Annotated in this window: 23 protein-coding genes; 8 read left to right on the forward strand and 15 right to left on the reverse strand. The window is 43.7% G+C overall.

The features are described 5' to 3' along the window. Positions 1-33: 33 nt before the first annotated feature. The 3 genes from B5J93_RS01150 to B5J93_RS01160 form a co-directional block, all read right to left on the reverse strand. Positions 34-399 (reverse strand): DUF423 domain-containing protein, encoded by a 366-nt coding sequence (locus tag B5J93_RS01150; protein ID WP_079324033.1) that lies wholly within the window; start codon positions 397-399, stop codon positions 34-36. A gap of 17 nt (positions 400-416) precedes the next feature. Then, the gene (gene rpoH, locus B5J93_RS01155) at positions 417-1268 is read right to left on the reverse strand and encodes an RNA polymerase sigma factor RpoH (RefSeq protein WP_208624110.1); all 852 of its coding nucleotides are present in this window, start codon (positions 1266-1268) and stop codon (positions 417-419) included. 674 nt (positions 1269-1942) lie between these two features. After that, positions 1943-2305, reverse strand: a complete 363-nt coding sequence (locus tag B5J93_RS01160) for a sulfurtransferase TusA family protein (protein WP_112742559.1) — start codon at positions 2303-2305, stop codon at positions 1943-1945. 318 nt (positions 2306-2623) lie between these two features. Here B5J93_RS01160 and B5J93_RS01165 point away from each other — a divergent pair, with 318 nt between their 5' ends. Further along, a complete protein-coding gene (locus B5J93_RS01165) occupies positions 2624-3247 on the forward strand; it encodes a YidB family protein (RefSeq protein ID WP_079324034.1) in 624 nt (207 codons plus the stop codon). Positions 3248-3325: 78 nt separating this feature from the next. Here the strand turns inward: B5J93_RS01165 and B5J93_RS14285 are convergent, their stop codons facing one another. The 7 genes from B5J93_RS14285 to B5J93_RS01200 form a co-directional block, all read right to left on the reverse strand. Beyond that, positions 3326-6940, reverse strand: a complete 3615-nt coding sequence (locus tag B5J93_RS14285; RefSeq protein ID WP_079324035.1) for a putative Ig domain-containing protein — start codon at positions 6938-6940, stop codon at positions 3326-3328. Beyond that, positions 6927-7469, reverse strand: a complete 543-nt coding sequence (locus B5J93_RS01175; RefSeq protein ID WP_079324036.1) for a hypothetical protein — start codon at positions 7467-7469, stop codon at positions 6927-6929. The genes B5J93_RS14285 and B5J93_RS01175 overlap by 14 nt, the downstream gene beginning before the upstream one ends. A gap of 128 nt (positions 7470-7597) precedes the next feature. Then, the gene (locus B5J93_RS01180) at positions 7598-8020 is read right to left on the reverse strand and encodes a hypothetical protein (protein ID WP_079324037.1); all 423 of its coding nucleotides are present in this window, start codon (positions 8018-8020) and stop codon (positions 7598-7600) included. A 163-nt stretch (positions 8021-8183) separates the two neighbouring features. Further along, positions 8184-8498, reverse strand: coding sequence for a hypothetical protein (locus B5J93_RS01185; protein WP_143823465.1), 315 nt, complete (start codon positions 8496-8498; stop codon positions 8184-8186). 388 nt (positions 8499-8886) lie between these two features. After that, positions 8887-9081 carry a hypothetical protein gene (locus B5J93_RS01190; RefSeq protein ID WP_079324039.1) on the reverse strand — a complete coding sequence of 65 codons (195 nt, stop codon included), beginning with the start codon at positions 9079-9081 and terminating at the stop codon, positions 8887-8889. After that, positions 9059-9274, reverse strand: coding sequence for a hypothetical protein (locus B5J93_RS01195; RefSeq protein WP_079324040.1), 216 nt, complete (start codon positions 9272-9274; stop codon positions 9059-9061). The genes B5J93_RS01190 and B5J93_RS01195 overlap by 23 nt, the downstream gene beginning before the upstream one ends. Before the next feature lie 162 nt (positions 9275-9436). Further along, on the reverse strand, positions 9437-9751 hold the full coding sequence (locus B5J93_RS01200) for a hypothetical protein (protein ID WP_079324041.1): 315 nt from the start codon (positions 9749-9751) through the stop codon (positions 9437-9439). Positions 9752-10440: 689 nt separating this feature from the next. On the opposite strand from B5J93_RS01200, the gene B5J93_RS01205 reads away from it, so the two are divergent. Together B5J93_RS01205 and B5J93_RS01210 are read left to right on the forward strand one after the other, a co-directional pair. After that, positions 10441-11898, forward strand: a complete 1458-nt coding sequence (locus B5J93_RS01205; protein WP_079324042.1) for an anion permease — start codon at positions 10441-10443, stop codon at positions 11896-11898. A 229-nt stretch (positions 11899-12127) separates the two neighbouring features. Continuing rightward, on the forward strand, positions 12128-13969 hold the full coding sequence (locus tag B5J93_RS01210) for a calcium-binding protein (protein WP_158080656.1): 1842 nt from the start codon (positions 12128-12130) through the stop codon (positions 13967-13969). 409 nt (positions 13970-14378) lie between these two features. On the opposite strand, the gene putP is transcribed toward B5J93_RS01210, so the two are convergent. Then, a complete protein-coding gene (gene putP, locus B5J93_RS01215; RefSeq protein ID WP_079324044.1) occupies positions 14379-15887 on the reverse strand; it encodes a sodium/proline symporter PutP in 1509 nt (502 codons plus the stop codon). A gap of 273 nt (positions 15888-16160) precedes the next feature. On the opposite strand from putP, the gene B5J93_RS01220 reads away from it, so the two are divergent. From B5J93_RS01220 to B5J93_RS01230, 3 genes are all read left to right on the forward strand, one after another. Next, entirely contained in the window at positions 16161-16775 is a 615-nt protein-coding gene (locus B5J93_RS01220; RefSeq protein WP_079324045.1) for a 50S ribosomal protein L25/general stress protein Ctc, read from the forward strand. Positions 16776-16844: 69 nt separating this feature from the next. Further along, positions 16845-17423: an aminoacyl-tRNA hydrolase gene (gene pth, locus B5J93_RS01225; RefSeq protein WP_079324046.1), complete on the forward strand. Its 579-nt coding sequence runs from the start codon at positions 16845-16847 to the stop codon at positions 17421-17423. Beyond that, a complete protein-coding gene (locus tag B5J93_RS01230) occupies positions 17420-18394 on the forward strand; it encodes a tRNA dihydrouridine synthase (protein WP_078274066.1) in 975 nt (324 codons plus the stop codon). The genes pth and B5J93_RS01230 overlap by 4 nt, the downstream gene beginning before the upstream one ends. A 194-nt stretch (positions 18395-18588) precedes the next feature. Here the strand turns inward: B5J93_RS01230 and murA are convergent, their stop codons facing one another. From murA to B5J93_RS01250, 4 genes are all read right to left on the reverse strand, one after another. After that, complete coding sequence (murA, locus tag B5J93_RS01235; RefSeq protein WP_079324047.1) at positions 18589-19851, reverse strand: UDP-N-acetylglucosamine 1-carboxyvinyltransferase; 1263 nt, start codon at positions 19849-19851, stop codon at positions 18589-18591. 2 nt (positions 19852-19853) lie between these two features. After that, a complete protein-coding gene (locus B5J93_RS01240; protein WP_079324048.1) occupies positions 19854-20096 on the reverse strand; it encodes a BolA family protein in 243 nt (80 codons plus the stop codon). Positions 20097-20362: 266 nt separating this feature from the next. Continuing rightward, positions 20363-21352 (reverse strand): BON domain-containing protein, encoded by a 990-nt coding sequence (locus tag B5J93_RS01245; RefSeq protein WP_079324049.1) that lies wholly within the window; start codon positions 21350-21352, stop codon positions 20363-20365. Between the two features lie 28 nt (positions 21353-21380). Continuing rightward, positions 21381-21839: a YraN family protein gene (locus tag B5J93_RS01250; RefSeq protein ID WP_158080657.1), complete on the reverse strand. Its 459-nt coding sequence runs from the start codon at positions 21837-21839 to the stop codon at positions 21381-21383. A gap of 101 nt (positions 21840-21940) precedes the next feature. On the opposite strand from B5J93_RS01250, the gene rlmH reads away from it, so the two are divergent. Both rlmH and B5J93_RS01260 read left to right on the forward strand, forming a co-directional pair. Further along, the gene (rlmH, locus tag B5J93_RS01255; RefSeq protein WP_079324051.1) at positions 21941-22420 is read left to right on the forward strand and encodes a 23S rRNA (pseudouridine(1915)-N(3))-methyltransferase RlmH; all 480 of its coding nucleotides are present in this window, start codon (positions 21941-21943) and stop codon (positions 22418-22420) included. A 156-nt stretch (positions 22421-22576) separates the two neighbouring features. Continuing rightward, positions 22577-23095, forward strand: coding sequence for a DUF805 domain-containing protein (locus B5J93_RS01260; RefSeq protein ID WP_079324052.1), 519 nt, complete (start codon positions 22577-22579; stop codon positions 23093-23095). Positions 23096-23332 lie beyond the last annotated feature (237 nt).

Raw genomic sequence — 23332 nt, forward strand, 5'->3', positions numbered from 1 at the left:
CCATTTGCCCTTTTATCATGATTAATCAACCCATCAGCCATCAGACTTTTTGACAAAAACCAACATCAGCCAGCCGATGATAAGTAGCGTTCCGCCCATTGGGGTTATCGCTCCAAGCCATCTAGGCATCCCCAGTGCCATCAAGTAAAGCGTACCACTAAAAATGGCAATGCCTATTTGCAAGGTCATGGCAACCCTATGAATGCGATAGGCAGATACCACCCCCAACATGCCCAACGCCAATATCCCCAAGCCATGCACGAACAGATAGAGTGTGGCAGTCTGCCAAATATCAAGCTCATAAGGCGTGGCGATTTTCTTTAAGCCGTGAGCCCCAAACGCCCCAAGTGCCACCGCTGTCGCAAGATTCACACCTGCTACTTTTATCCAGTTTATCATTTGTTCATCTGTTCGTTCTAATCAAAGAGCATGTTATCAATGGTCATTGCTTCACGGATTTTATCCATGGCGTTTTTCTCAATCTGACGCACCCGCTCGGCTGAGATGTTATAGACCGCCGCTAAGTCATGCAAAGTGGATTTTTGGTCGGCAAGCCAACGCTGAGTGATGATGTCCCGAGAACGCTCATCCAAGCCGTCCATCGCTTCTTTTAGGGCGGTGGTCGTATTCTCTTCCCAATCGGCATCTTCGACCATCTCGGCAGGATTGACCCCATCCTCCAAAAAGAGCTGGGGAGCATAACGCCCATCTTCATCGTCAGAGTCTTGTAGCTCAAAGGACGCATCATAACTGGTCAAACGTGATTCCATTTCTAGGACTTGCTTGACCGTGACGTTTAGGTCTTTGGCGATGGCTTCGGCTTCTTCTAAGGTAAGCTGATTGCTTGATTTTTTAAGGCTACGCAAATTAAAAAACAGCTTACGGTGTGCTTTGGTGGTGGCAACTTTGACAATCCGCCAATTTTTGATGACAAATTCATGAATCTCCGCCTTAATCCAATGCACCGCAAAGCTCACAAGGCGTACGCCCTTGGTAGGGTCAAAGCGTTTGACCGCTTTCATGAGTCCCAAATTACCTTCTTGAATCAAATCCGCCTGCGACAGACCATACCCTGAATAACTGCGTGCGATGTGTATCACAAACCGCAAATGACTCATGACCAGTAGCCGTGCCGCTTCCACGTCGCCATCTTGATAGTACCGCTCGGCAAGCTCTCGCTCTTCGTCGGGGGTCAAGATAGGAATCTGATGTACGGTATTGATGTACGCCCCCAAATTCACCCCAGGGGCGGTCAAATTGGCAGGCATGGCAGGCACCAAATCCTTGGTGGCGACGTCATAACGTGGTACGGCACTGGGGGCGTGGCTAGTATGGTTGGCAAGCACAGGAGCAAGGCTTGCCCCATCATGGGACTGCTCGTCCGTTTCTAATTCACTCTCTGACTCATCGAATGCCAGCCCATCAGCGTCATCAATCTCATGAAAGCCGTCCAATTCGTCTAATTCATCAGATAACAACTCATCAGACAGTAGCCCATCAGAAAAACCGTCAAGCTCATCTAATCCATCATCTAGCTCATCTTCATCTAACATATCAGACGACTTAAAATCACGCTCATCGGCATAATCACCGCCATAATCGTCAAAGTCATCAAAACCATCATAATCATAATTTTTGGGCATGTTTTCTTTCTACCAACAAATCATCAGTTTAAATATCGCCCCATTTTAAGCCGAAATCCGCCCAAATGCTAGCGGTTTTTACACCTTTTTGTTAGGACATGTGAACATTGATAACATTTATTAACATTTGGTGAAATTTTATGATTTTAAATTATTTTTGCATGAAAAATGGTCAAATCTAGTTTTTCATCGTCAAAATTTTGTTTGATAGAGTGGCTATCAAACTTCATTTTTTCCTTAAAAAACAGGCAGTCCCCTTGCTTTTTTAAACAGGTATTTTTCATTGCAAATACCAACGTTCAACACGCCCTAATTAAAAAGTGAAAGATTGTATCTGTTTGCCCATACGCCCATGTCTTGACCGTCAGCCCGTTTTTTTGGCAATACGCCACAAGGTCGGTTTGTGAATTTTTATCAGTGGCAAGCAGGTACAACCCCCGCCCTGCCCCCACATCTCGCAAGGTTACTTTTGCCTTTAACAAAGGCATGGGGCAAGGCAGACGGCGTGCATCAAAAAAATGACTGACACACGCCACGTCATCGGCGGTTATCAGACGCTCAGTCAAAGCAAAATGCAAAGCATCCGTCATATTAACATCATCTACCACATCGGCAGGCACAATGTCATAAATAAGGTCAAAAACAGCAGATAAATCGGTCATGGCAATGGCTCAAAAATGGCTCAAAAACAGCTTAGAATAACCCATCATGGGGGCAAATCCATGACTTTACAAGATAATCACGGGGCAAATCAATGTCCATACTATTTTTTATAAAAGCCAAATCGTTATGTTTCTTATGTCAATTTTTGGCATGATGTAAATAAAACAGACACCACTATAAACAAACCCACGTCGCTTAATAATTCATCTATTTACAAAAACCTTTAATAAAAATAACGCAGGTTCACCAAAATTCTGATAAGATAATGCATGATTTGGCAATTTCGCCAATATTTAATTTATTTGATAGGATACTCCATGAGTTTATTACAAAACATCATCACCCAAGTCGCCCAAAATGCCCTAACAGGCGGTCAAGCCCAACAGCAAAATAGCGGACTTGGTGGCGTGCTAGGTAGCGTACTTGGCGGTCAATCCCAAGCCCAAGGCGGACTAGGCGGGGTATTAGGCTCGCTCCTAGGCGGTGGGCAAACTCGCCAAAACGTGCCTGCCAGTGACCTAGGCAGTGTGTTGGGTCAAGTGCTTGGCAGTCAGTCCGCCCAACAAAAAGGCGGGTTTAACAAAAATACCCTACTCCTTGCCCTTATCCCCATCGTGCTGGGCTATATCCAAAAAAATGGCGGTCTGTCAGGCGTGCTTGCCAAATTCCAAGGTAACGGACTGGGCAATAAAGCCCAATCATGGGTAAACATCGACACCGATAATGACGGACTAGACGCCCAGGACGTGATGAGTCTGTTCGGTAAAGATGAGATTAACCGTGCCTGTCAGCAAACAGGAGCCAGCGAGACAGAAGTCTGCCAAGGCATTGCCGAGCTACTACCACAAGTGATGAACGACCTAACCCCCAATGGCGACCTAGCCACCGAAAACGAAGCCAATGCCGAGATTAGTCAGATTCTAAAACAACTGCAAGGTTAATCGGCACAATCCGCCATCAGCAGACCATAAAAAAGAGTGTTATTAAACACTCTTTTTTAACATTCTTAGCCTTAAACCTTAAATAATCACATCCGCCATCTTGATAATCTCATCATGCCCGACAAACTTATCATTGATGTAGATACGTTCTATGTTGGGGGATGATTTTTGGCTTGGTATGATACTGCCTGATTTGAAATAATCTTCAATAATAATGCCATCATCATTTTGCTTGACATCAATAAACAGATGATTGCCCTGTTTGGCAAAGCCCAAATCAGACAACGTCAGCCCCGAAATCTTTAAGATATCCAACCCACCAACATCACGAATCGTGTCCAGACCATCGCCTTTGTGATACAGATAAGTATCATTGCCATAGCCACCGACAAGCAGGTCGTTATCAAGTCCGCCAATTAAAGTGTCATGACCAAATCCACCGATGAGCGTGTCATTACCACGACCACCACTTAGGACATCATCTCCTGTCAGGCCATTGATGGTATTGGCTTTATCATCACCTGTGATGTCATCAGCACCGAGCTTGCCCACATATCGCTTACCAACAGTGATGGGGTCAGGCGTTGGCGTGATGGGCAGAACAGGCTCTGGCATCACGATGGGCTCACTGCCTTTGATGGTAAAGCTGGCATTGGTACTGACACTCTGACCGAAGCTGTCTGTCGCTGTTATGGTAATGTCATGCATGCCAATCTCTGTGGTCGCAGGGTCTATGATGAGATGATTGTTGTCAATGTAGATACCGCTCAAAGAATTTGCCGATAGCGAATAACTTAACGCATCACCATCGTTATCAACAAACAGCTTATCTAGACCTATCTGCATCATGGCATCATCTTGGCTTAGCACAAGCGGTAGAGTCAAGGCAGAGACGAGCGTTGGTCGTTCATTTACTCTTAGTGTGAAGCTGGTATTGGCATGCTCGCCCTTGGGGTCGGTGGCGGTCAATGTGATGTTAAATACCCCTTTATCAGGTGCCCTGCCTGTTAGCATCTTTGTAGCAGGGTCAAAATGCAGTCCATCCGCCCCTTGGATGCTATACGTCAGCTCATCACCATCAGCATCGAAGAATACCTCGCCAAGACCGAGTGCGATGTCTCGCTCTGCCAACACCATCTGGTCAGAGACGGGATTATGAACGATAGGAGCGGTGTTTTTGGTTTCTTTTAGTATCATGCCTAGCAAGATGTCATTGTCGCCATTTTTTGTGATGGGGGTGTCTTTGATGGCAATGGAGGCGTTGAAATCTTTGCTTAATAGGCTGTAGTTGCCGTTATCGTATCTTATCAAGTCAAATTTGCCATCATCGCTTTGGTAGAGGTTGCTGGCATTGGCGGATTTAAAAAACTGTGTGCCTGTTAGATCATAATGATTGATTTTGATGATGCCACCATTATCACTGTCAATGATGGTTTTGTCATCCGCCCCGCTTTTGGCTAGGTCTTCTAGGTCAAACACATACGCATCATTCCCTTTGCCACCAATTAGCCTATCTCTTCCTGCACCGCCTTTTAGCGTGTCATTCCCTTCAATATCCTCATCTCTGTTATCATCACCCCATAGGATGTCATCACCCTCACCACCATCTAGATAATCATTGCCATATTGACCGATGATAAGGTCGTCTCCCTTGCCGCCGTACAAAAAGTCATTGGCATTGTGTTTGTATGATTCGTCTAAAAGATGGTAATTATTTGCCAAAGCAATGTCTTTTTGTTTGGTTAAGAGATAATCCATTTTGTCAGTATCTACTTGAATGTTCCATTCAAAGGTTTTGTAGTCTTGTAAATTTGCGGTTTTTTGTTTTAGGGTGTTTTCTTTGTGATTGACTTGGTCGTAGGTATGCTCTATGCTTAAAATCTGATTATCACTGCGTAGCACTTGATTTTTTATGCCAAACCTAATATGTCCATCACCCAATATCACATCATCGCCACCACCGCCATACACATAATCATTATCCGCCCCACCTTGTAAAAAGTCTTTATTTGCTCCCCCATAAATCACATCACTTCCTTGTCCGCCTAATGCCCAGTCTCCTTTGTCGTTGTTATGGGTGTTATTAGACTCTGCTTGTTCATTGTCCACCCAAATAATATCATCCCCAATCCCTGCTGCAATCAAATCTCTTCCCATGCCACCAATAATAATATCTTTATCCACCCCAATTAAATTACCCTCTTTGTCTTGTTTTGGCTTAGGTAGTCTTTGACTGTCTTTGGGTTCAAAATCATAAAAGACTGCAGAGCCATAAATCACATCATTGCCATCACCTCCTTTTAGGGTATCATGACCATCACCGCCATAAATCACATCATTGCCTCCTTGTGTGTCTATATCAAGGCGTTTGTCAGCCCCCAGTGCATTGATAAAGTCCACTTTATCAGAACCCATCACAGCGATGTTGTCAGAAACAAAGCCATTGATATGAATGGTTGAATGCAGTTTATCATCAGTCTTGATGGTATAGACACCATGTGTGTCAGCTTCTTCTTTGGAGCGGGCTAAGACAAGAGAAAGGGCGGAATAAACATTGTGGTTGTCGCCTGTGATGGTGGCGGCGGTGAAGAAGTCTTTGATGGTAACGCTGTCAGCAGGAGAATTGGTAGAAGTAATTAATAAATCATTGGCACCTTTGATGGCGGTATAGAGTACATTTCCTTGATTGTCTTTTGCTTCCCATATGCCCGATGTGCCGTCTTTTAGAATAAAGTCTTTGGGGAGTTGCTTGCCATCAAATAGGATTTTGCCTTTGCCGTCTTTGTCATAGATGGTATCACGGTCTTTGATGTGGTAGGTGTCGTAGCCTTGTTCGTCAAGCAAATTATCAGCACCTTCGCCACCGATTAGGGTGTCGTTGCCTGTTCCGCCATAAAGATGGTCGTTGCCTGCTTTGCCATCTAAGGTATCATTACCGTCTAGACCTTTGATTGTATTGTGTTTCCAGTTTCCCTCTATATAATCATTAGTTACAATACCATCTTCATCGCCAACCAATGCAATGTTGTCTTCTCTATAAGCATCCACCCACTCTAACACATCATTATATTTATCCTCCACTGCTTTTTTAAATGGACTTAGGGTTTTTTCAAGAGCCTGCTGTAATTCCTCTGGGGATATTTCTGAACTAATGAGAACAGACCACAAATCATCAATATGAATATTTGAGCCCAATTTTTCATCAGCAGACGCTAGGTTTCCTAAAAACGCAAATATTTGACTAACGGCACCAAGTGCAAATTTTACAACAACATGTTTAACATCACTAAATACATTAAATAAGTCTGATGCTACGGTCGCAATATCTGGCAAATTGACAGTTTTATTCTCAAGATATTCTGTAAATATCTCCACAGTTGTGTCGGCAATTCTAGTTCCTGCAAGCAACTTTTGTGCGACATCACTATTTTTTATAAAGAAGGTTAAATCAGTTAAGAGCATACCAAAGGCAAAAGACATATCTTCTTTTATATCAAGAATATTTCTATTAATTTTATATATTTCAGATGCGTCATTCGTTGCTTGCAACTTAACATTTTCTTTTCCAAGATTAACCATGCCAATGCCCAATGACATAGCATTATTCCCAATACCTATCATGGACATAAATACTTCATTGGTTGATATATCATCTTTGATATATTTGTTGTTTGTGATTCTACGGTTGTTCATCTCTAAATTCCTCAAATTCATCAGTCAAGCTGATGTGATTGTCATAAACGGTTGAGTTTGGTTTTGTGATATATAATATCAATCTAGCACTTGGCAAGTGAAGGTGGATATGTTGAAATTGAATAAAATATTGAATACATATTTTATCTCCTATTTGGTATTTATCAAAATTTTCATAACTGTAAAAATGGTTTGCCGAATAAATATCATTGTTCATTTTTATTCGTGTAGGTTTGCTTTTTTCATTTAACCCTCTGCTCTCATAAAAAGAAAAACTATCAATTATACCACAAACCTCATGATAAGACTTATTTTTTAAATGGTATTTAATCAACCTATTTGGTTCACTAAATGCAAAATACATCGCCAAGAAAAAAGACATCAGTGCAGTAAAAGCAAAAGCTAATGATTTTTTACCACTCCATATCTCTGAGTTTTTTCTTTTTTCAATGCTTAGATAGGCTGCCATTGCAAAAAAAGTAATAAAAAACACATAAAATAAAATTCTAAATAAAATAATTAAAAACATAAATATTTCTCAGATGCAGACCATAATATTAGCAGTAAGAATCATGGCTTATAAGCTGGCAATGTTAGTACTAAATAAGTATTGCTTTCTTTTTCGGTTGGTACTTGAATTTTAGACATAATCGTCTCCTAGGGTTGGTTAAGATAATCGTATAAATAAAATTTTTTAAAGCCAAAGATGTTATAAACTTCAACATATTGGACTTTTTTGCAGATGTTGGGTTCAACTTTGAGAAAATCTTTAAAGTTTTGACCTAATGGAAATTTGAGCCATTCCTCTTGCTTGATACTTGCCCTGTGCTGTAATGGTAATATATCTCGGTCTATGTAATCCTCTCCGTTAATGACAATAATAGTATCATCAGAGTGTTTGGCTTTTTTTGTGCCAACCACATAAGCACAAGCCTCTTTAAACTTACCTCTCTCTGCTTTTATGACGGCAATATAAGGAAAAAATACCCATTGACAAAGTGCATATAAAATTAATATCACTCCGCCTATTATTTCTATCATTCTTATTTGTTTTTTGTCTTTTTCTGTCATTTCACTCATAAATTTTCACCAAAATTATTATCGGCTTCTTTCTCGGTAGGTACTTGAATTTTAGACATAATCATCTCCTAGGGTTGGTTAAGATAATCGTATAAATAAAACTTTTTAAAGCCAAATATGTTATAGACTTCAACATACTGGACTTTTTTGCAGATGTTTGGCTCTATAACAACAAAAGATCTATGCTTGGCACGAATTGGAAAATTATTCCATTTGTCTCTATAAAAAAAGATGCACCTGTGGTTGGAAATATATCGTATTCATCATAAAGTCGATTACTTAATTTAAAAACAAACTGCTCAGCACTCCGTGTTGTTTTTTTCTTGTCAACCACATAAGCACAAGCCTCTTTGAACTCGCCTTTTTCTGCTTTTGTTACTGCAATATAAGGGAAGATGACATAATCACCAAGCATTCTTGAGCCTATTAGCAAGAGTGCAACAGCAAAGCAAATTCTACCAAATGTTTCGTTTGTCATTATAAAAAACTCTAAGTTATGTTTTTGGTGCTTGTTGATTAAGATAATCGTATAAATAAAACTTTTTAAAGCCAAAGATATTGTAAACTTCAACATATTGTACTTTTTTGCAGATGTTGGGTTCCACAATCATGAAAGAATGATATTTTGTTCGAATTGGCAAATCACCTTTTTTGTCTTCATTAAAAAAACAGCGCCTATTTTTGGCAGTATATCAAATTCTTTAAAATTATTATTTTCCGATTTAATAACAAACTGCTCAGCACTCCGTGTTGTTTTTTTTCTTGTATCATAGGAATGAGGCATTTTTTGAGTACGGTTGTTATGTTTTAGCCATCATACGTCCGTTTGTTGGGGAAGTCAAGATATTTTTTTAAAATCAATAAAATCACCCCCTAAGCCACACCGTCTTTGACCTTTGATGAAAGCGAATGTTACCATCACCCAATATCACATCATCACCTCGTCCGCCCAATGCCCGATCGCCTTTTTTGTTGTTATGGGTGTTGTTGGGATTATTTGAGTCGGTATGTATCGGTGTTTTACCATTTGATTTATACTCAGGAGTTTCCCAAAAAATCACTTATAATACCAATAGCATCAGAGACAGCAAGCAAAACAGCACGCCCCATCTCAATATCATTGGTATTATTACTATTGGCATTATTGATTGCTGACAAAATATTGTTACCAATACTCACACTAGACAACAATGTACCGCCTTTTTTGGAACCATTATTGTTGCTGGCATAATCAAGAAAAGTTTGACTGCTCATAAATTACCTTGTTTGGCTGGTTAAAAAAAATAAATTATTGCACATCATCTACATCATAAATAAAATCAACACCAAACCATAAGGTTTTCGTTGAAATGTATTTAACTTTAAAACATTCTTTTGATTTACTGGAATAATTTTCTTCAAAATCCATACGAAACTTTATATCATAGGATTTCCATTTTTTAGAAATGGAAATTCTTTTATGGTTAAAGACTCTAATCTATTAGTTCTTTTCCCATTAAGAGAATACACATCCAATCTATTATTCCATTGCCCAGCATAAATCAGGCAACCGTCATTTTTAATATTTCTTTCATCTTTTGCCAATTTTTTGGCTAGAAACGGGGAATAATATTCACGTGCATAAAATTGAATTTGCCACACAATAGGGATACACGTAAGAATGACGCCTATCGTACCAACCAGTCTGTGTATCACTTTGTTTTTGTAAGATTCATTTCCATTGGTATTCATTTATTTTCCACCAGTTAAAATCTGACATTGTATGACCAAAAGAAGTTTGACTAATCATAAATCACCTGCTGGTTGAAAATAATTATTGATTTTAGTTTAAAAAGCATGCTAAAAAACCATTCATGCCATGCCTACCCATAATGGTTTTTCTGTCCGCAGGCAAGCTTGTGGCAAACGGAAAACTGGTTTTACAGTAAGTTTAATAGATTTTTGAATTTAATGACATTCATAGGACAGGTTTAATCTTAACATATTCATCACAAGTTTATTATGGTTTTTATGCTTATTCACAAAAATGATTGAGAGATATTTTGATGCTAGAATCATCGGCAGGGAAGTTGGACAAAGTTCGGGTATTCATTATATTCACCAATATATCAAGTATAAATAGATGACAAATTAAGCAATTCTACCACTTTTGAGTTATTTTTATCATTTTATCTGATGAATTTATCAAAACATTCCTTAAATAACCCCACATATTTTGTGGGTTCATGCCAATAATTCTGTTATAATCAAGTCAAGAAATTATGCTGATAAAAGTTTGATATTTGTTGCATTTTATCAATAATCAGATGATGATTTTTTATTTCATTTTAAATCCTTAAAATTTATAAGGATATTTTACCCAATACGGAAATTGGCAAGGTTTTATTTTTAACATCTTACAATAATAAAAAGGTGAACATATGCCATTTAAGCCCGTTTCTGCGGTCATTGCCGTGTTTGTTACTCTCATCATTTGGTTTGGTATTCCTGTGCCACAAGGCGTTGAGCCGAACGCATGGCACCTGCTTGCGTTGTTTGTCGGGACGATTGTTGCGATTATTGGTAAGGCATTGCCCATTGGGGCGATTTCTATCATCGCCATTACCCTGGTTGCCTTGACGGGTGTAACTGCCGACACGCCCAAAGATGCGATGAAAGATGCGTTGTCTAGCTTTTCAAGTCCACTTATCTGGCTCATCGCTGTGGCGGTCATCATCTCACGAGGGCTTGTCAAGACAGGACTTGGGGCGAGGATTGCTTATAATGTCATCGGCTTTTTTGGCAAAAAAACGCTCGGCATTGGCTATTCATTGGCTATCGCTGAGACCTTGATCGCCCCCATTACCCCGTCCAACACTGCTCGGGGCGGGGCGATTATCTACCCCATTACCCGCTCTATCGCCGAGAGTTTGGGCTCAAAGCCTGATGACGGCACCACCAAAAAAATGGGTGAATATTTATCACTGGTAAACTATCAATCCAACCCAATAACCTCCGCCATGTTCATCACCGCCACCGCCCCAAACCCTTTGGTAGTGGAGCTGGTTGGCAAAGCCACAGGCAACGAGATCCATCTGTCGTGGACAACGTGGGCAATCGCCATGCTCCTACCAGGGCTTGCGTGTATTCTGCTTATGCCCCTTGTCATCTACGTCCTTGCCAAGCCTGAGATTACCCAAACGCCTGACGTCAAAGACTTTACCCGCCAAAAACTTGCCCAGCTTGGCAAACTAAGCCGTGATGAAAAAATCATGCTTGGTGTATTTAGTGGCATGCTTCTGCTATGGGCGAACGTGCCTGCCATGTTGTTTGGTAATGCGTTGGCGGTGGATGCGACAGCGGTGGCGTTTTTGGGCTTGTCGGTGGTGATTTTGACAGGCGTGCTGACGTGGGATGATATTTTAAAAGAAAAGTCGGCTTGGGATACGCTTGTGTGGTTTGGCGTGCTGATTATGATGGCGACTTATCTGAACAAACTTGGGCTGATTGCATGGTTTTCAGGGCAAATTGAGACTGCCATTGGGGGCATGGGGCTTGGCTGGGTCGGTGCGGTGGCGATTTTGACACTTGTGTATCTGTACACCCATTACTTTTTTGCCAGTACGACCGCTCACATCACGGCAATGTTTGGGGCGTTTTATGGCGTGGGGCTGGCTCTTGGAGCTCCGCCCATGCTCTACGCTCTGATTTTGGCGGCGTCAAGCAGTCTGATGATGACGCTCACGCACTACGCCACAGGTACAGCTCCTGTCATCTTTGGGGCAGGCTATGTCTCGCTTGGACAATGGTGGAAAGTCGGGGCAATCATGAGCGTGGTCAATCTTGTGGTATGGATTGGCGTGGGACTTGTGTGGTGGAAGATATTGGGTTATTACTAAATAACCATGGGTAAAGTTATCCAATCATAAGCCACGCCCCAAGGTCAGATGCTCCACCTTTGGGGTCTTATTTTGTGGATGATTTAATGAGGTAAAAGTTTATAGGATTGCCAAACATCATGAATGAGTGTATTTTTTACTTGTTATTTTGCATCTTTTTGGTTATATTATTAGATGTTAGCAAGTCTCAGTTCACCCACCAACACAACAGGGAGTACCATCCATGGGAATGTTTGACTTTCGTCACTTTGACAGCGATCACTCTACCGAGCTCATGCACACCACCAGTAAACTGGCACAGCATGCTAATGTCGCCAGTTTTGCCACACTTGTGCCTGACGGACTAAAAGGCATTAATGGTGCCTTGACCATGCCTGAGGGTTGGCGTTCACTGACTCCAGCTGAACTTAACCTGCCTAACAACGCCACAGACATCTATGGTTACTACACTTTTGCCAGTACAATCACTGGCAACCGACCCATTAATGGCTCAGGTCCGCAAGTAATGCTAGTGGGTGAGTTTGATAATGCAGGCAAACTTACTCGCATTGGTATTAGCTGGGCCGGCACCAATGACTTGCTTGATGTGGCAGACTATTTTCATCTCAATGAAGGCAAAATTGCACCTAATATGCAACCACTGCTACAAGCAGTCAAAGCTTATGCCATATCCCATGGACTGTCAGGCGAAGATGTCTTGGTAACAGGTTATAGTTTAGGTGGCGGTTATACCAACATCATGGCAAAGCACCGTGAGTCATTGGCTGATGGTTTTTTCAATGATTCGGTATATATTGGCCATGCCAGCCCTGTCATCTATGACAATCCTGATGTCATTCTTAACATGGGTTATGAAAATGATGCGGTATATCGCATTACAGGATCGCATGAGAGTATTGCCGATGCTATTGCTGGAGGTGGTCCTGTATTATCCAACATAGACCACAATTTTGACAGCAGTATTGACAACATGGTATTAGTTACAGGCACCTACGCCTCTGCTTTGTGGGATGTGAACAACCCCTTTGTAATGTCACTTCTCAACAAATCACAAGGTTGGGCAGCACATACAGGAGCTTTGGGCAAAGACACTTTGGAGCGGATTACTGATTCTGTTTTTTATGAGCTTACCCACCGAGACAGTCGAATCATTGTCGATCAACTAAACAGCGTTGAACGCCTAACCATGTGGGTCAAGGACAAAAGCAAGCAGGCAGACAAAGTCGGTAGCTTTATGATAGGGTCAGACCATAACAACCTGATTCAAAGCAGCAATCAAGGCGACTATATCGACGCCAAAGGTGGCAATGACCGCATTGCACTGGCTCACGGAGCTGACCGTGTGGACGGTGGTCATGGTGTTGATACCGTCATCTTGCAAGGCACAAGCCAAGACTGGAATGCTTATCGCCTCTCTGATGGCACGATATTTATGAATGCCAAAGATGGTATGGGCATCAAACATCTTGAAAATGTTGAAAAAATTGGTTTTGATAAAGAGTCTTTCACCCAAATTCGCCCTTATGATATCGGCTCAGAGGAGCTTGTCTCCAACCGTTATCTCATTAAGAGTCGCAACACCAATATCAAATATCAAGACCACCTTGAAGGCAGTCAAAGTGATGATAAGTTAGTAGGCGACATCATCTTTGGCAGGGATGGCAATGATGAGTTGTATTCACTCCATAATACCAATGGCTTGTTGCATGGTGGCTCGGGTAATGACCGCTTGTTTGGTGGCAATGGCAACGACCATTTATATGGCGGTGAAGGCAATGACTGCCTATATGGCGGCAAGGGCAATGACATGCTGTTTGGCGGTATTGGCGATGACGTTTTTGCTTTTGATAAAAACAGCTCTGACATGAACATCATCCATGATTTTAATAGCTATATTGGCGATAACGACAAAATCGTTTTTAGTGATATTTTTGCCAATACAAACGAGATAAGCCAAGCCATGCGTCATATCGGTGATGATGTTCATATCAGCACCGCCAATCTACATGTTGTGATTAACAACACTAGTATTGATGACGTCATGACTCATGTTAGTATTGCAGGCGTATAAGCTCATTTAGAATGCTTCTACATTCAAATACTGGACTGCTATGTCAGTCCAGTATTTTTTAGTATTTTTAATACAATGACAGCATGAGGTTACGCTAAGCTTAAAGGTGTTTTTTAGCAGAAAAACCCAACAACAAAATACCGTCAACATTGACGGTATTTAGGGCGTGCCTGCCATTGATAACATTTTTATAAAATAAGGTAAAAACTTAACATTTTAAATCAATTTTTGCATGGAAAAAACCATCCAATCACTTAACCGTGTAAACTTTTAAGATTTTAATCTAGCTTTTAAAATTAACTGGTCAGACTGTTTTCTGCGTCGAAATCATTGAAAAACGTGCGATTCCCCTGCTTTTTTAAACAAGCATGTTTCATTGCAAATACCAAAGACAGGCACGCCCTAGATTTTAAGCCTTTAACTGGCGTTCCATCTCATCAAACTCACCCATAATCTTGGCACTGGGCGGTGGGGTCAAAAGTGAGACAACCACGGTCGTAATGGCACTAAACACAAAGCCAGGCATGATGGAATAAATGGCATCATTGGCAGGCTGTCCGCCAATCGTAATACCCCCATACACCCAGACAATGACGGTCAATGCCCCGACAATCATGCCTGCCAAAGCCCCTTGGTAGTTCATGCGTTTCCACATAAGCGAGAGTAGCACCAACGGACCAAACGCCGCCCCAAAGCCTGCCCACGCGTGCGAGACCATCTTTAACACCGAGCTGTCTTTGTCCCCTGCCAGCATAATCGCAAGCACCGCCACCAGTACCACCGAGATACGCCCGACCATGATTTGGCGGGATTCGGACGCCTCTTTGTCCAAAAACAGCTTGTACACATCACGAGTGAGCGAGCTTGACACCACCAGTAGCTGACTAGAAATGGTACTCATAATCGCCGCCAATATCGCCGCCAGCAAGAAGCCACCGATGAGCGGATGAAACAAAAGCTGTGAGAACACCAAGAAAATCGTCTCAGGGTCATCTAGGCTCATGCCCTTATTATGGATATATGCCACGCCCGACACGCCAACAAGCAGAGCCCCAATCAAGCTCAATATCATCCAACCCATGCCAATGCCGCACGCCACAGGCACGTCCTTGACCGAGCGAATCGCCATAAACCTCACGATGATGTGTGGCTGTCCAAAATAGCCCAGACCCCACGCTGCCAGCGAAATCGCTCCCATGACACTCACGCCACTCATGATGTTAAACAGCTCAGGGTTCACAGAACGTGCCACGTCCATGCCGGCACTGATGCCGCCGATTTCATTAAAGGCGACAAACGGCACCAGCAACATGGCGATGAGCATAATCACCCCTTGGACAAAGTCGGTCAAGGACACCGCCAAAAATCCGCCAAAGAGCGTATACGCCACGACCACGCCTGCCGTCACCCACAGACCCAAGCTATAATCAAGCCCGAGCGAGCTTTCGAAAAGCTTACCGCCCCCAACCAGACTTGCCGCCGTATAGACCGTAAAGAAAATGATGACCACGATGGCAGAAACCATGCGAAGTAGGTGCGTTTTATCATCAAAGCGATTGGCAAAAAAGTCGGGCAAAGTAATGGCATTGCCTGCCACTTCGGTATACACACGCAGACGTGGGGCAACGAGCAGGTAGTTGGCAAATGCCCCTATCGTCAGTCCTCCTGCTATCCACAAACTCACAATGCCTGACGCATACATATAACCAGGTAACCCCAGCAGTAGCCAGCCCGACATGTCGGACGCCCCCGCCGAGAGTGCCGTCACCGCAGGAGATAAGTTACGCCCACCGAGCATATAGCCTTCGACATCTTTTTTTTGTTTAAAATAGGCATACACTCCAATGGCAATCATGCCCAAAAAATAAATTGACAGCGAAATCCATACGCCCGCCCCGCCTGATATTACAGCGTCCATGACACACTCCTTACATTGTTTAACAAAAAAGTAACAAGCGATTATAACAAAATTAAATTCATTTGCAAATGGGGTGCACCTTATTTAAACACTTGTTATTTTTATAAAAATTATCAGGTATTAGCAAATGCTTTGGCTGATTTGCAAGAACCACTTGTCATATCATCCAAACTGGCTTATAATAGTTCGCTATTTTGCAAATTCTTTTGCACTTTTGTATGATGATTGGTCGAAAATCATCATTTTTGTAGCCTTTTAATACAGGAAATCCTTATGAGCTATACTCTAACTACGGTAGCACGTGCTGCCGACGAGCAGGGCAAAGGTTCGAGCCGCCGCCTGCGTAAAGCCAATCTTATCCCTGCCATCGTTTATGGCGGTGATGCTGAGCCACTATCTGTGAGCGTTAAGCTAAACGAACTGGTGAAAGCCCTACAAGACGAGAGCTTCTTTTCAAGCGTGACCACACTTGCCATTGATGGTAATGACCAAGAAGTCATCATTAAGGCTCTACAACGCCACCCTTCAAAAGGCACACCACTTCACGTAGACTTCCAACGTGTTGTTCGTGGTCAAACCATGCACTTTACCGTGCCTGTACACTTCACTGGTACTGCCAAAGGCATTAAAGCAGGTGGTATCCTACAAACCAACGTGACCGAACTACACATCAACTGCTTGCCACGCCAACTGCCAGAAGCCATCGAAGTGGACGTGACCGGCCTAGAAATCGGCGACCTACTACGCTTCTCTGACATCAAACTTGCCGATGGCATTACCATCGTTGAGCTTGACAGCAACGCCACCGACCGTGTTGTGGTTAGCGTACAAGCACCAACTGTTTCTGCTGACAGCGAAACCAGCGAAGAAAGTACAGACGCTGAATAAGTCGTCACTCTCAACAAAAGCCAATGGGTCATCTATTGGCTTTTTGTTTATTTCATCATCTATGGGGCAATCATGATAAAACTCATCGTCGGTCTGGGCAATGTCGGTGCAGAATACAAAGACACTCGCCATAACGCAGGCTTTTGGTTTGTGAACGCTTTGTGCGACAAATTTGGCATCACGCTCACCCATGACAAAAAATTCCATGGCAGTGTCGGGCGTGGCACGATACACGGACAAGATGTCCGCCTACTGACCCCTGATACATTCATGAACCGCTCAGGACTGGCAGTCGCCCCCCTTGCCAAATTCTATAACATCGCCCCCCATGAGATACTCATCGCTCATGATGAGCTTGACATCTCGGCAGGTAGCCTACGCCTAAAAAAAGGCGGGGGGCATGGCGGACACAACGGCTTAAAGGACATCGCCCCCCACATCGGAGCGGACTTTTGGCGACTGCGTGTCGGCATTGGCAGACCTGCTCACTCATCACAGGTCAGCGGTTGGGTACTGTCAAAACCCACGTCCGATGACCGCATTAGTATAGATAAGGCGATAGAGTGTGGCATTGACGCCTTAGAGCTACTCATCAAAGGCGATGAACAAAAAGCCATCAGTCTTGCCAATGGGTTTAAGCCAACATGAGTGTTTTTGCCCATTTGTTCGCCCACCCTGTCCGTCTGCTCGCCCCGATGGAGGGCTTGACCGACCCACTCATGAGACAGATTTTGACACAGATTGCTCATGATTTGGGTCGCCCTTATGATTGGTCAGTGAGTGAGTTTATTCGTGTCACGCATTATCCCTTGCCTGCCCATGTGTTCTATAAATATGTGCCAGAGCTACTCACGGACGGTAAGACAGCAAGTGGCACGCCCATTCATGTTCAGCTACTGGGCAACAACCCTGACACCATGAGCCAAAGTGCCGTTACAGCGGTGTCGCTTGGGGCGTGTGCGATAGATTTAAATTTTGGTTGCCCTGCCAAAACGGTCAATAACCACAAAGGTGGTTCGGTACTGCTTGATGAACCTGATACGCTGTACGCCATCATCTCTGCCGTGCGTGGGGCTGTCCCCGCTCATATTCCTGTATCGGCAAAAATCCGCCTAGGCTATACCGATATGGGCAAAATGAGCGACATCGGGCAAGCGGTCAAACAGGCGAATACAAGCTGGCTTACCATTCACGCCCGCACCAAAGTACAAGGCTACAAGCCCCCTGCCTATTGGGACAAAATCGCCCCTTTTACCGAGCTTGGTTTGCCCATTATTGCCAATGGCGAGATTTGGAATGCGACTCACGCCCACGACTGCATCCGTCAGGCGAACACGCCACATCTTATGCTAGGGCGTGGGGCAGTCACTCGCCCAGACCTTGTGGCGAGTATTGAAAATACAGACAAAACCTTGACATGGGCGGAGCTAATCCCCCACCAAATCGCTTTTTTGAATGACACCACCGACAACCAAAGCGGACTCATCGGTCGCTATAAACAATGGCTCGGTATGCTTACCAAAGGCTATGATGAAGCAGATAAACTGTGGGATATTGTCAAAAAAGAAAAGGACAAGGCACAGATTATCTCGCACTTATCGCAGTCGGCGCCTGCTTAGCTGACAAACCCAAAATAAAAGGGCAATCATCAAGACCGCCCTTTTATTTTATTATTACGCCATTCTCAATTTTGTATAAGTGATTGATTTATCAAGGACGAATGTAATTCACCCCTATAAATAAAAAATAATTACTGGAGAATCAAAAAGTTGCTATTTTAAGTTGAGAATGAAGTTGTTAGTAATTACAGTTTTTAACCCTTAATCCGCTCAATATTGACCCCAAGCGATTTAAGTTTGCTCTCCACATTATCATAACCTCTATCAATGTGATAAATGCGGTCGATGATACTCTCGCCATCGGCACACGCCGCCGCCATGACAAGCGACATGGACGCACGCAAATCGGTTGCCATAACAGGAGCAGGCATAAAGCTATCCACGCCCGTAACAATGGCGGTATGTCCGTCAATGCGGATATTTGCCCCCATGCGGTTTAGCTCAGGGACGTGCATAAAGCGGTTTTCAAAGATGTTTTCAATAATGGTACTCGTGCCGTCCGCCAAACAGCACACTGCCATGAGCTGGGCTTGCATGTCGGTGGGAAAACCGGGGTGGACTTGGGTGCGAATGTCCACCGCCTTGGGTCTGCCTGTCATCACAGCACGAATCCAGTCATCACCTGTGGTAATGGTTGCCCCCATGGCTTCAAATTTCTTTAGGACAGGGTGCAACAGCTCAGCCGATGTGTTGGTGGTCAAGACATCGCCTTCACTCATCAAAGCCCCAGCCAGATATGAACCCGTCTCAATGCGGTCGGCAATCACGCTGTATTCACAACCGTGCAAGCTCTCCACACCCTCAATAATCATGGTCGGCGTACCAATGCCGTCAATCTTTGCCCCCATGGCAACAAGCATATTTGCCAAATCCACCACTTCTGGCTCACAGGCACAGTTTTCAAGGCGAGTTGTACCACGAGCCAGAGACGCTGCCATGATGACATTCTCTGTACCGCCAACGGTTACCATGTCAAAGGTAAAATCACAACCTATCAGACGTCCGCCAGCAGGGGCTTTTGCTTTGACATAGCCATTTTCTACACTAATGTTCGCTCCCATGGCTTCAAAGGCTTTTAGGTGCTGATCAACAGGGCGTGAACCGATAGAACAGCCCCCTGGTAAGGAGACTTCGGCTTCACCAAATCGCCCAAGCAACGCCCCAAGCACCAAGATAGATGCACGCATGGTACGCACCAGCTCATACGGAGCATAATAGTTGGCAACGTGGCGAGCGTCTGTGATGACGGTGTTGCCTTCTTTTTTGATGGCAACACCCATGCCAGCGATGAGCTTGATGAGTGTGTCGGTGTCTTTTAGGGTGGGGACGTTGTGTAGCACCGTCTCGTCATTGGGCAGTAGCATGCCTGCCAATAAGGGCAGGGCAGCGTTTTTTGAGCCAGAAATGGCAACTTCGCCTGCGATACGGGTTTTGCCGATGATTTTAAACTTATCCATGATTATCCCTTTTTGGCTTCGTATTCGGCAGGTGTCAAGGCATGAATGGTCAAGGCGTGCATCACTCCGCTTTGGATGTGCGGATTGGCAATCGCGTATACCACCTGTTGGCGTTGCACCAGACGTTTACCGTCAAAGCTGTCATCCACGATAAGCACTTCAAATTTATTGCCTTGATTGACCGCTTGAATCTCGGCATTAGGGAAATGGGGGCGTAATAAGGCGATTAGGTCATCTGCATTCATAAAAAAATCTCTATATTTTGGGCGGTATTATCGCCATCAAATCATGTCACTGATAAAAAGTAAAAACGGGTTATTATATCAAATTTCCCGCTTTTACAGTAGGGCGTGCAAACCTTTATAACACAATTTAAAATTTAGAAATATTATAAAAATAAAATGATGTTTTTGCATGAAAAATGAGCAATTACCTGCTTTTTTAAACAGGCATTTTTTATTACAAATGCAAAAGGCAGGCACACCCCAACCACATTGTTAAAATTTGTTGGTTAGGGCTTGCTGGTATTATTGTACAAATTCACATAGCTTGATGTTGGGTTGCCTTCCATTCTGATCACAGGAACATCACGATTTTGTGTACCGTGATTATTCACAGGGTAATTATTTGCAGGATAGTTATTTGCAGGGGCATTAATGGGATAATTATTGACAGGTGCATAACCCGTATTTGGCTGAGTTGGCACAGTCGGTGCAACCTGCGTGTTAGGGTACATGCTCTGCGGATAGCTCGTGGTTGGCACAGAACTGGCAGGCACGTTCGGATAAACAGGGCTGGCAGGTGTATTAACAACTGCATTACCGCCATAGACCATGCCCCCCGCGTTGGGATTGTCATCAATGGCGACATTCTCGCCTGTCAAAGCAAGCAGAGCTGATGTATCGCCATCTATGCGTGTGCCGAGCATTCGCACCCCTTCTATGCCCTGCACCGATGAGATGATATTAACAATCGTCTGCTCTTGCTGAGCGGTCAAAAATCCGACCACATACGCCATGTTGTCTCGCACCACCAGTTTGTACTGCGACGACCTGATACCGCCTGCACTCACGATTTTGGCGATGATTTTTGATTTTAGGTAGTTTTCGTGCAGGGTGTGGCTTTGAGCCTTGGGCGTATTGGTTACGGTCAGATTGTCATACACTTGCTTGACATCATTAATCGACGCCACCATATTCGCCACGTCTGCCTTGACCTGCTGGCTTGGTACTTCGCCTGTCAGCAGTACTTCACGGCGAAAACTGTCAATGGCAATGCGTACATTATTCTCACTCACATCCCTAATGTTGGTCAGATTCTTATAACTGGTGCGTTCGATGGCTTCATCGCTGATACGCTCGGGGATGGTGCGGTACATGGCAGGCACGCCATAATAGCCTGTGCTGGCGTTGGTATTGGCGTTTTGGGTGGCACAGGCGGTCATGAGCATGACGGTGGCAATCACGCCCACAAGCACTTTGATGGATAGTAAAGACGACATGGATGCTTCCTAATAATCGGTTTGGCTCTCATTCTACCAAAAAGGCGTTTCTTAGCCAATGGGTTTTTGTCCGATTTTCATTACTTTTTTGTCCTGCCTGCCCTATTGGTGGCACATCAAAGGCAATCACATCAAATCGATATACCAAGGCTTGCTTTTGACTGGTAGTGAGTCCAAGATTTTGCAAAAACTCATCGCCATACGCCAAAAAATGCTCAGCCGTCTTGATGATTTTGTTTTGTTTGGCACGTGTTACCGTCTCCACCGCCTGCCCATAGCGAGCATTGGGGCTTATCTTACGCATTTTGACTTCCACAAACACAAGCGTCGGACACACCCCGCCTGCCTGCCGTGGCTCATCATGATAAGCGATGATGTCAATCTCGCCTGTGCGATGTGCGGTGTAGTTGGTCGTGATGATGGTTAGCCCCTGCTGTCTCAAAAACGCTTGGGCGAGCTGTTCATAATGGTTTCCAAGAGTTCTCATGGCGTACTCACTCAAATGGGCTAGCATAACAAATTTTATAAAACTTTACCAATATTTGTGGTTTTTATTTATAATACGCTTTTTACTTTTGATAAATCGCCATGAAATTAAGAATCCTAAGTGTCGGACACAAAATGCCTGCATGGGTACAGACAGGCGTGGATGAATACGCCAAACGCATACAGCCGATGATGAGTACTGAGATTGTGGAGATACCCCCTGCCAAACGTGCCAAAAATCCATCATTTGCCGAAATAGAAAAATACAAAACCCAAGAAGGGCAAGCCATTTTGTCCGCTCGCCTACCCAAAGAAAAGCTCTGGGTGCTAGACGTCAAAGGCAAAATGCTCTCTACCGAACGCCTTGCCGACCGCTTGCAGACTGCCATGACGGACGGCACCGACATCGCTCTGGTCATCGGCGGGGCGGACGGGGTGTCGGCGGACGTGCTAACGCAGGCGGATTTTAAATGGTCGCTGTCGGATTTGACCCTGCCCCACCCTTTGGTGCGAGTGGTGCTGATAGAACAGCTCTATCGGGCGATGAGCATCATTAATAACCACCCCTATCATCGGGCGTGAGTGGGGGATTTTGGCGGTGTAGCATGAGCGTTACTGATGTCTTATTTTAAGGATTTTATGATAAATGTTTATCGATACCACACATTTAAATAAACACACTGTTTTTTGCAAAAAATCATGTTATGATACCGCCATGTTTCGCAAACCAATCACACCATGACCCATCACAACCCCTACACTACACCGCAAGCTGAGCTTGACGATGATGAGTATTTTGAATACGATACCACGCCTTTTTATAAGCCCACAGGACGCATTGGGCGAGTGAAGTTTTTGGCACATAACGGCATTTGGCTTATGATTGCCTTTATGGTTTTGTGGTTGTTACTTGTGTGCATGACCGCCTTTAATTTACCTGTCATGATTATTTTGTTGGTAGGTACGCCTTTTATGCTGTATATCGTGCTTGTCCCCATGATAAGACGACTCACGGATTTGGGGCGGTCAAGACTTTGGGCGGTTTTGTACTTTGTTCCTTATGTGAATATGGTGTTGTTTTTGTACTTACTACTTGCCAAAGGCGATGATGATGTGAATGAATTTGGCGAGCCGTCCGCTCCACCAACCGTGCTTGATATGGTACTGGCAAGTATCTTACCTTTGGTCGTTATCATTGGAATGAGTTTTGGCGGTGTAAAACAGATGTTTACATCTTTGATGACTGTCCTTACTTAATTTTTTAAATTGACTGCCCTACTATCAATTTGGCATTGTTCAATTATAATCCTTTAACATCAAAATACACCAATAGCAGTAGCAACTGTATCCCTTAAAGAATACAGTACCACCAACCCTCATTAACTTTGTTGGCTTGTGGATGTTACTTAACGCTAAGATTAAGATGATAATCCGCTTGCCAAACACTGTCATTTCTGACAATGGCGTTAATGACGGTTAGAAGTTTACGCATAC

Source organism: Moraxella equi (assembly GCF_002027555.1).
Taxonomy (GTDB): Bacteria; Pseudomonadota; Gammaproteobacteria; order Pseudomonadales; family Moraxellaceae; genus Moraxella; species Moraxella equi.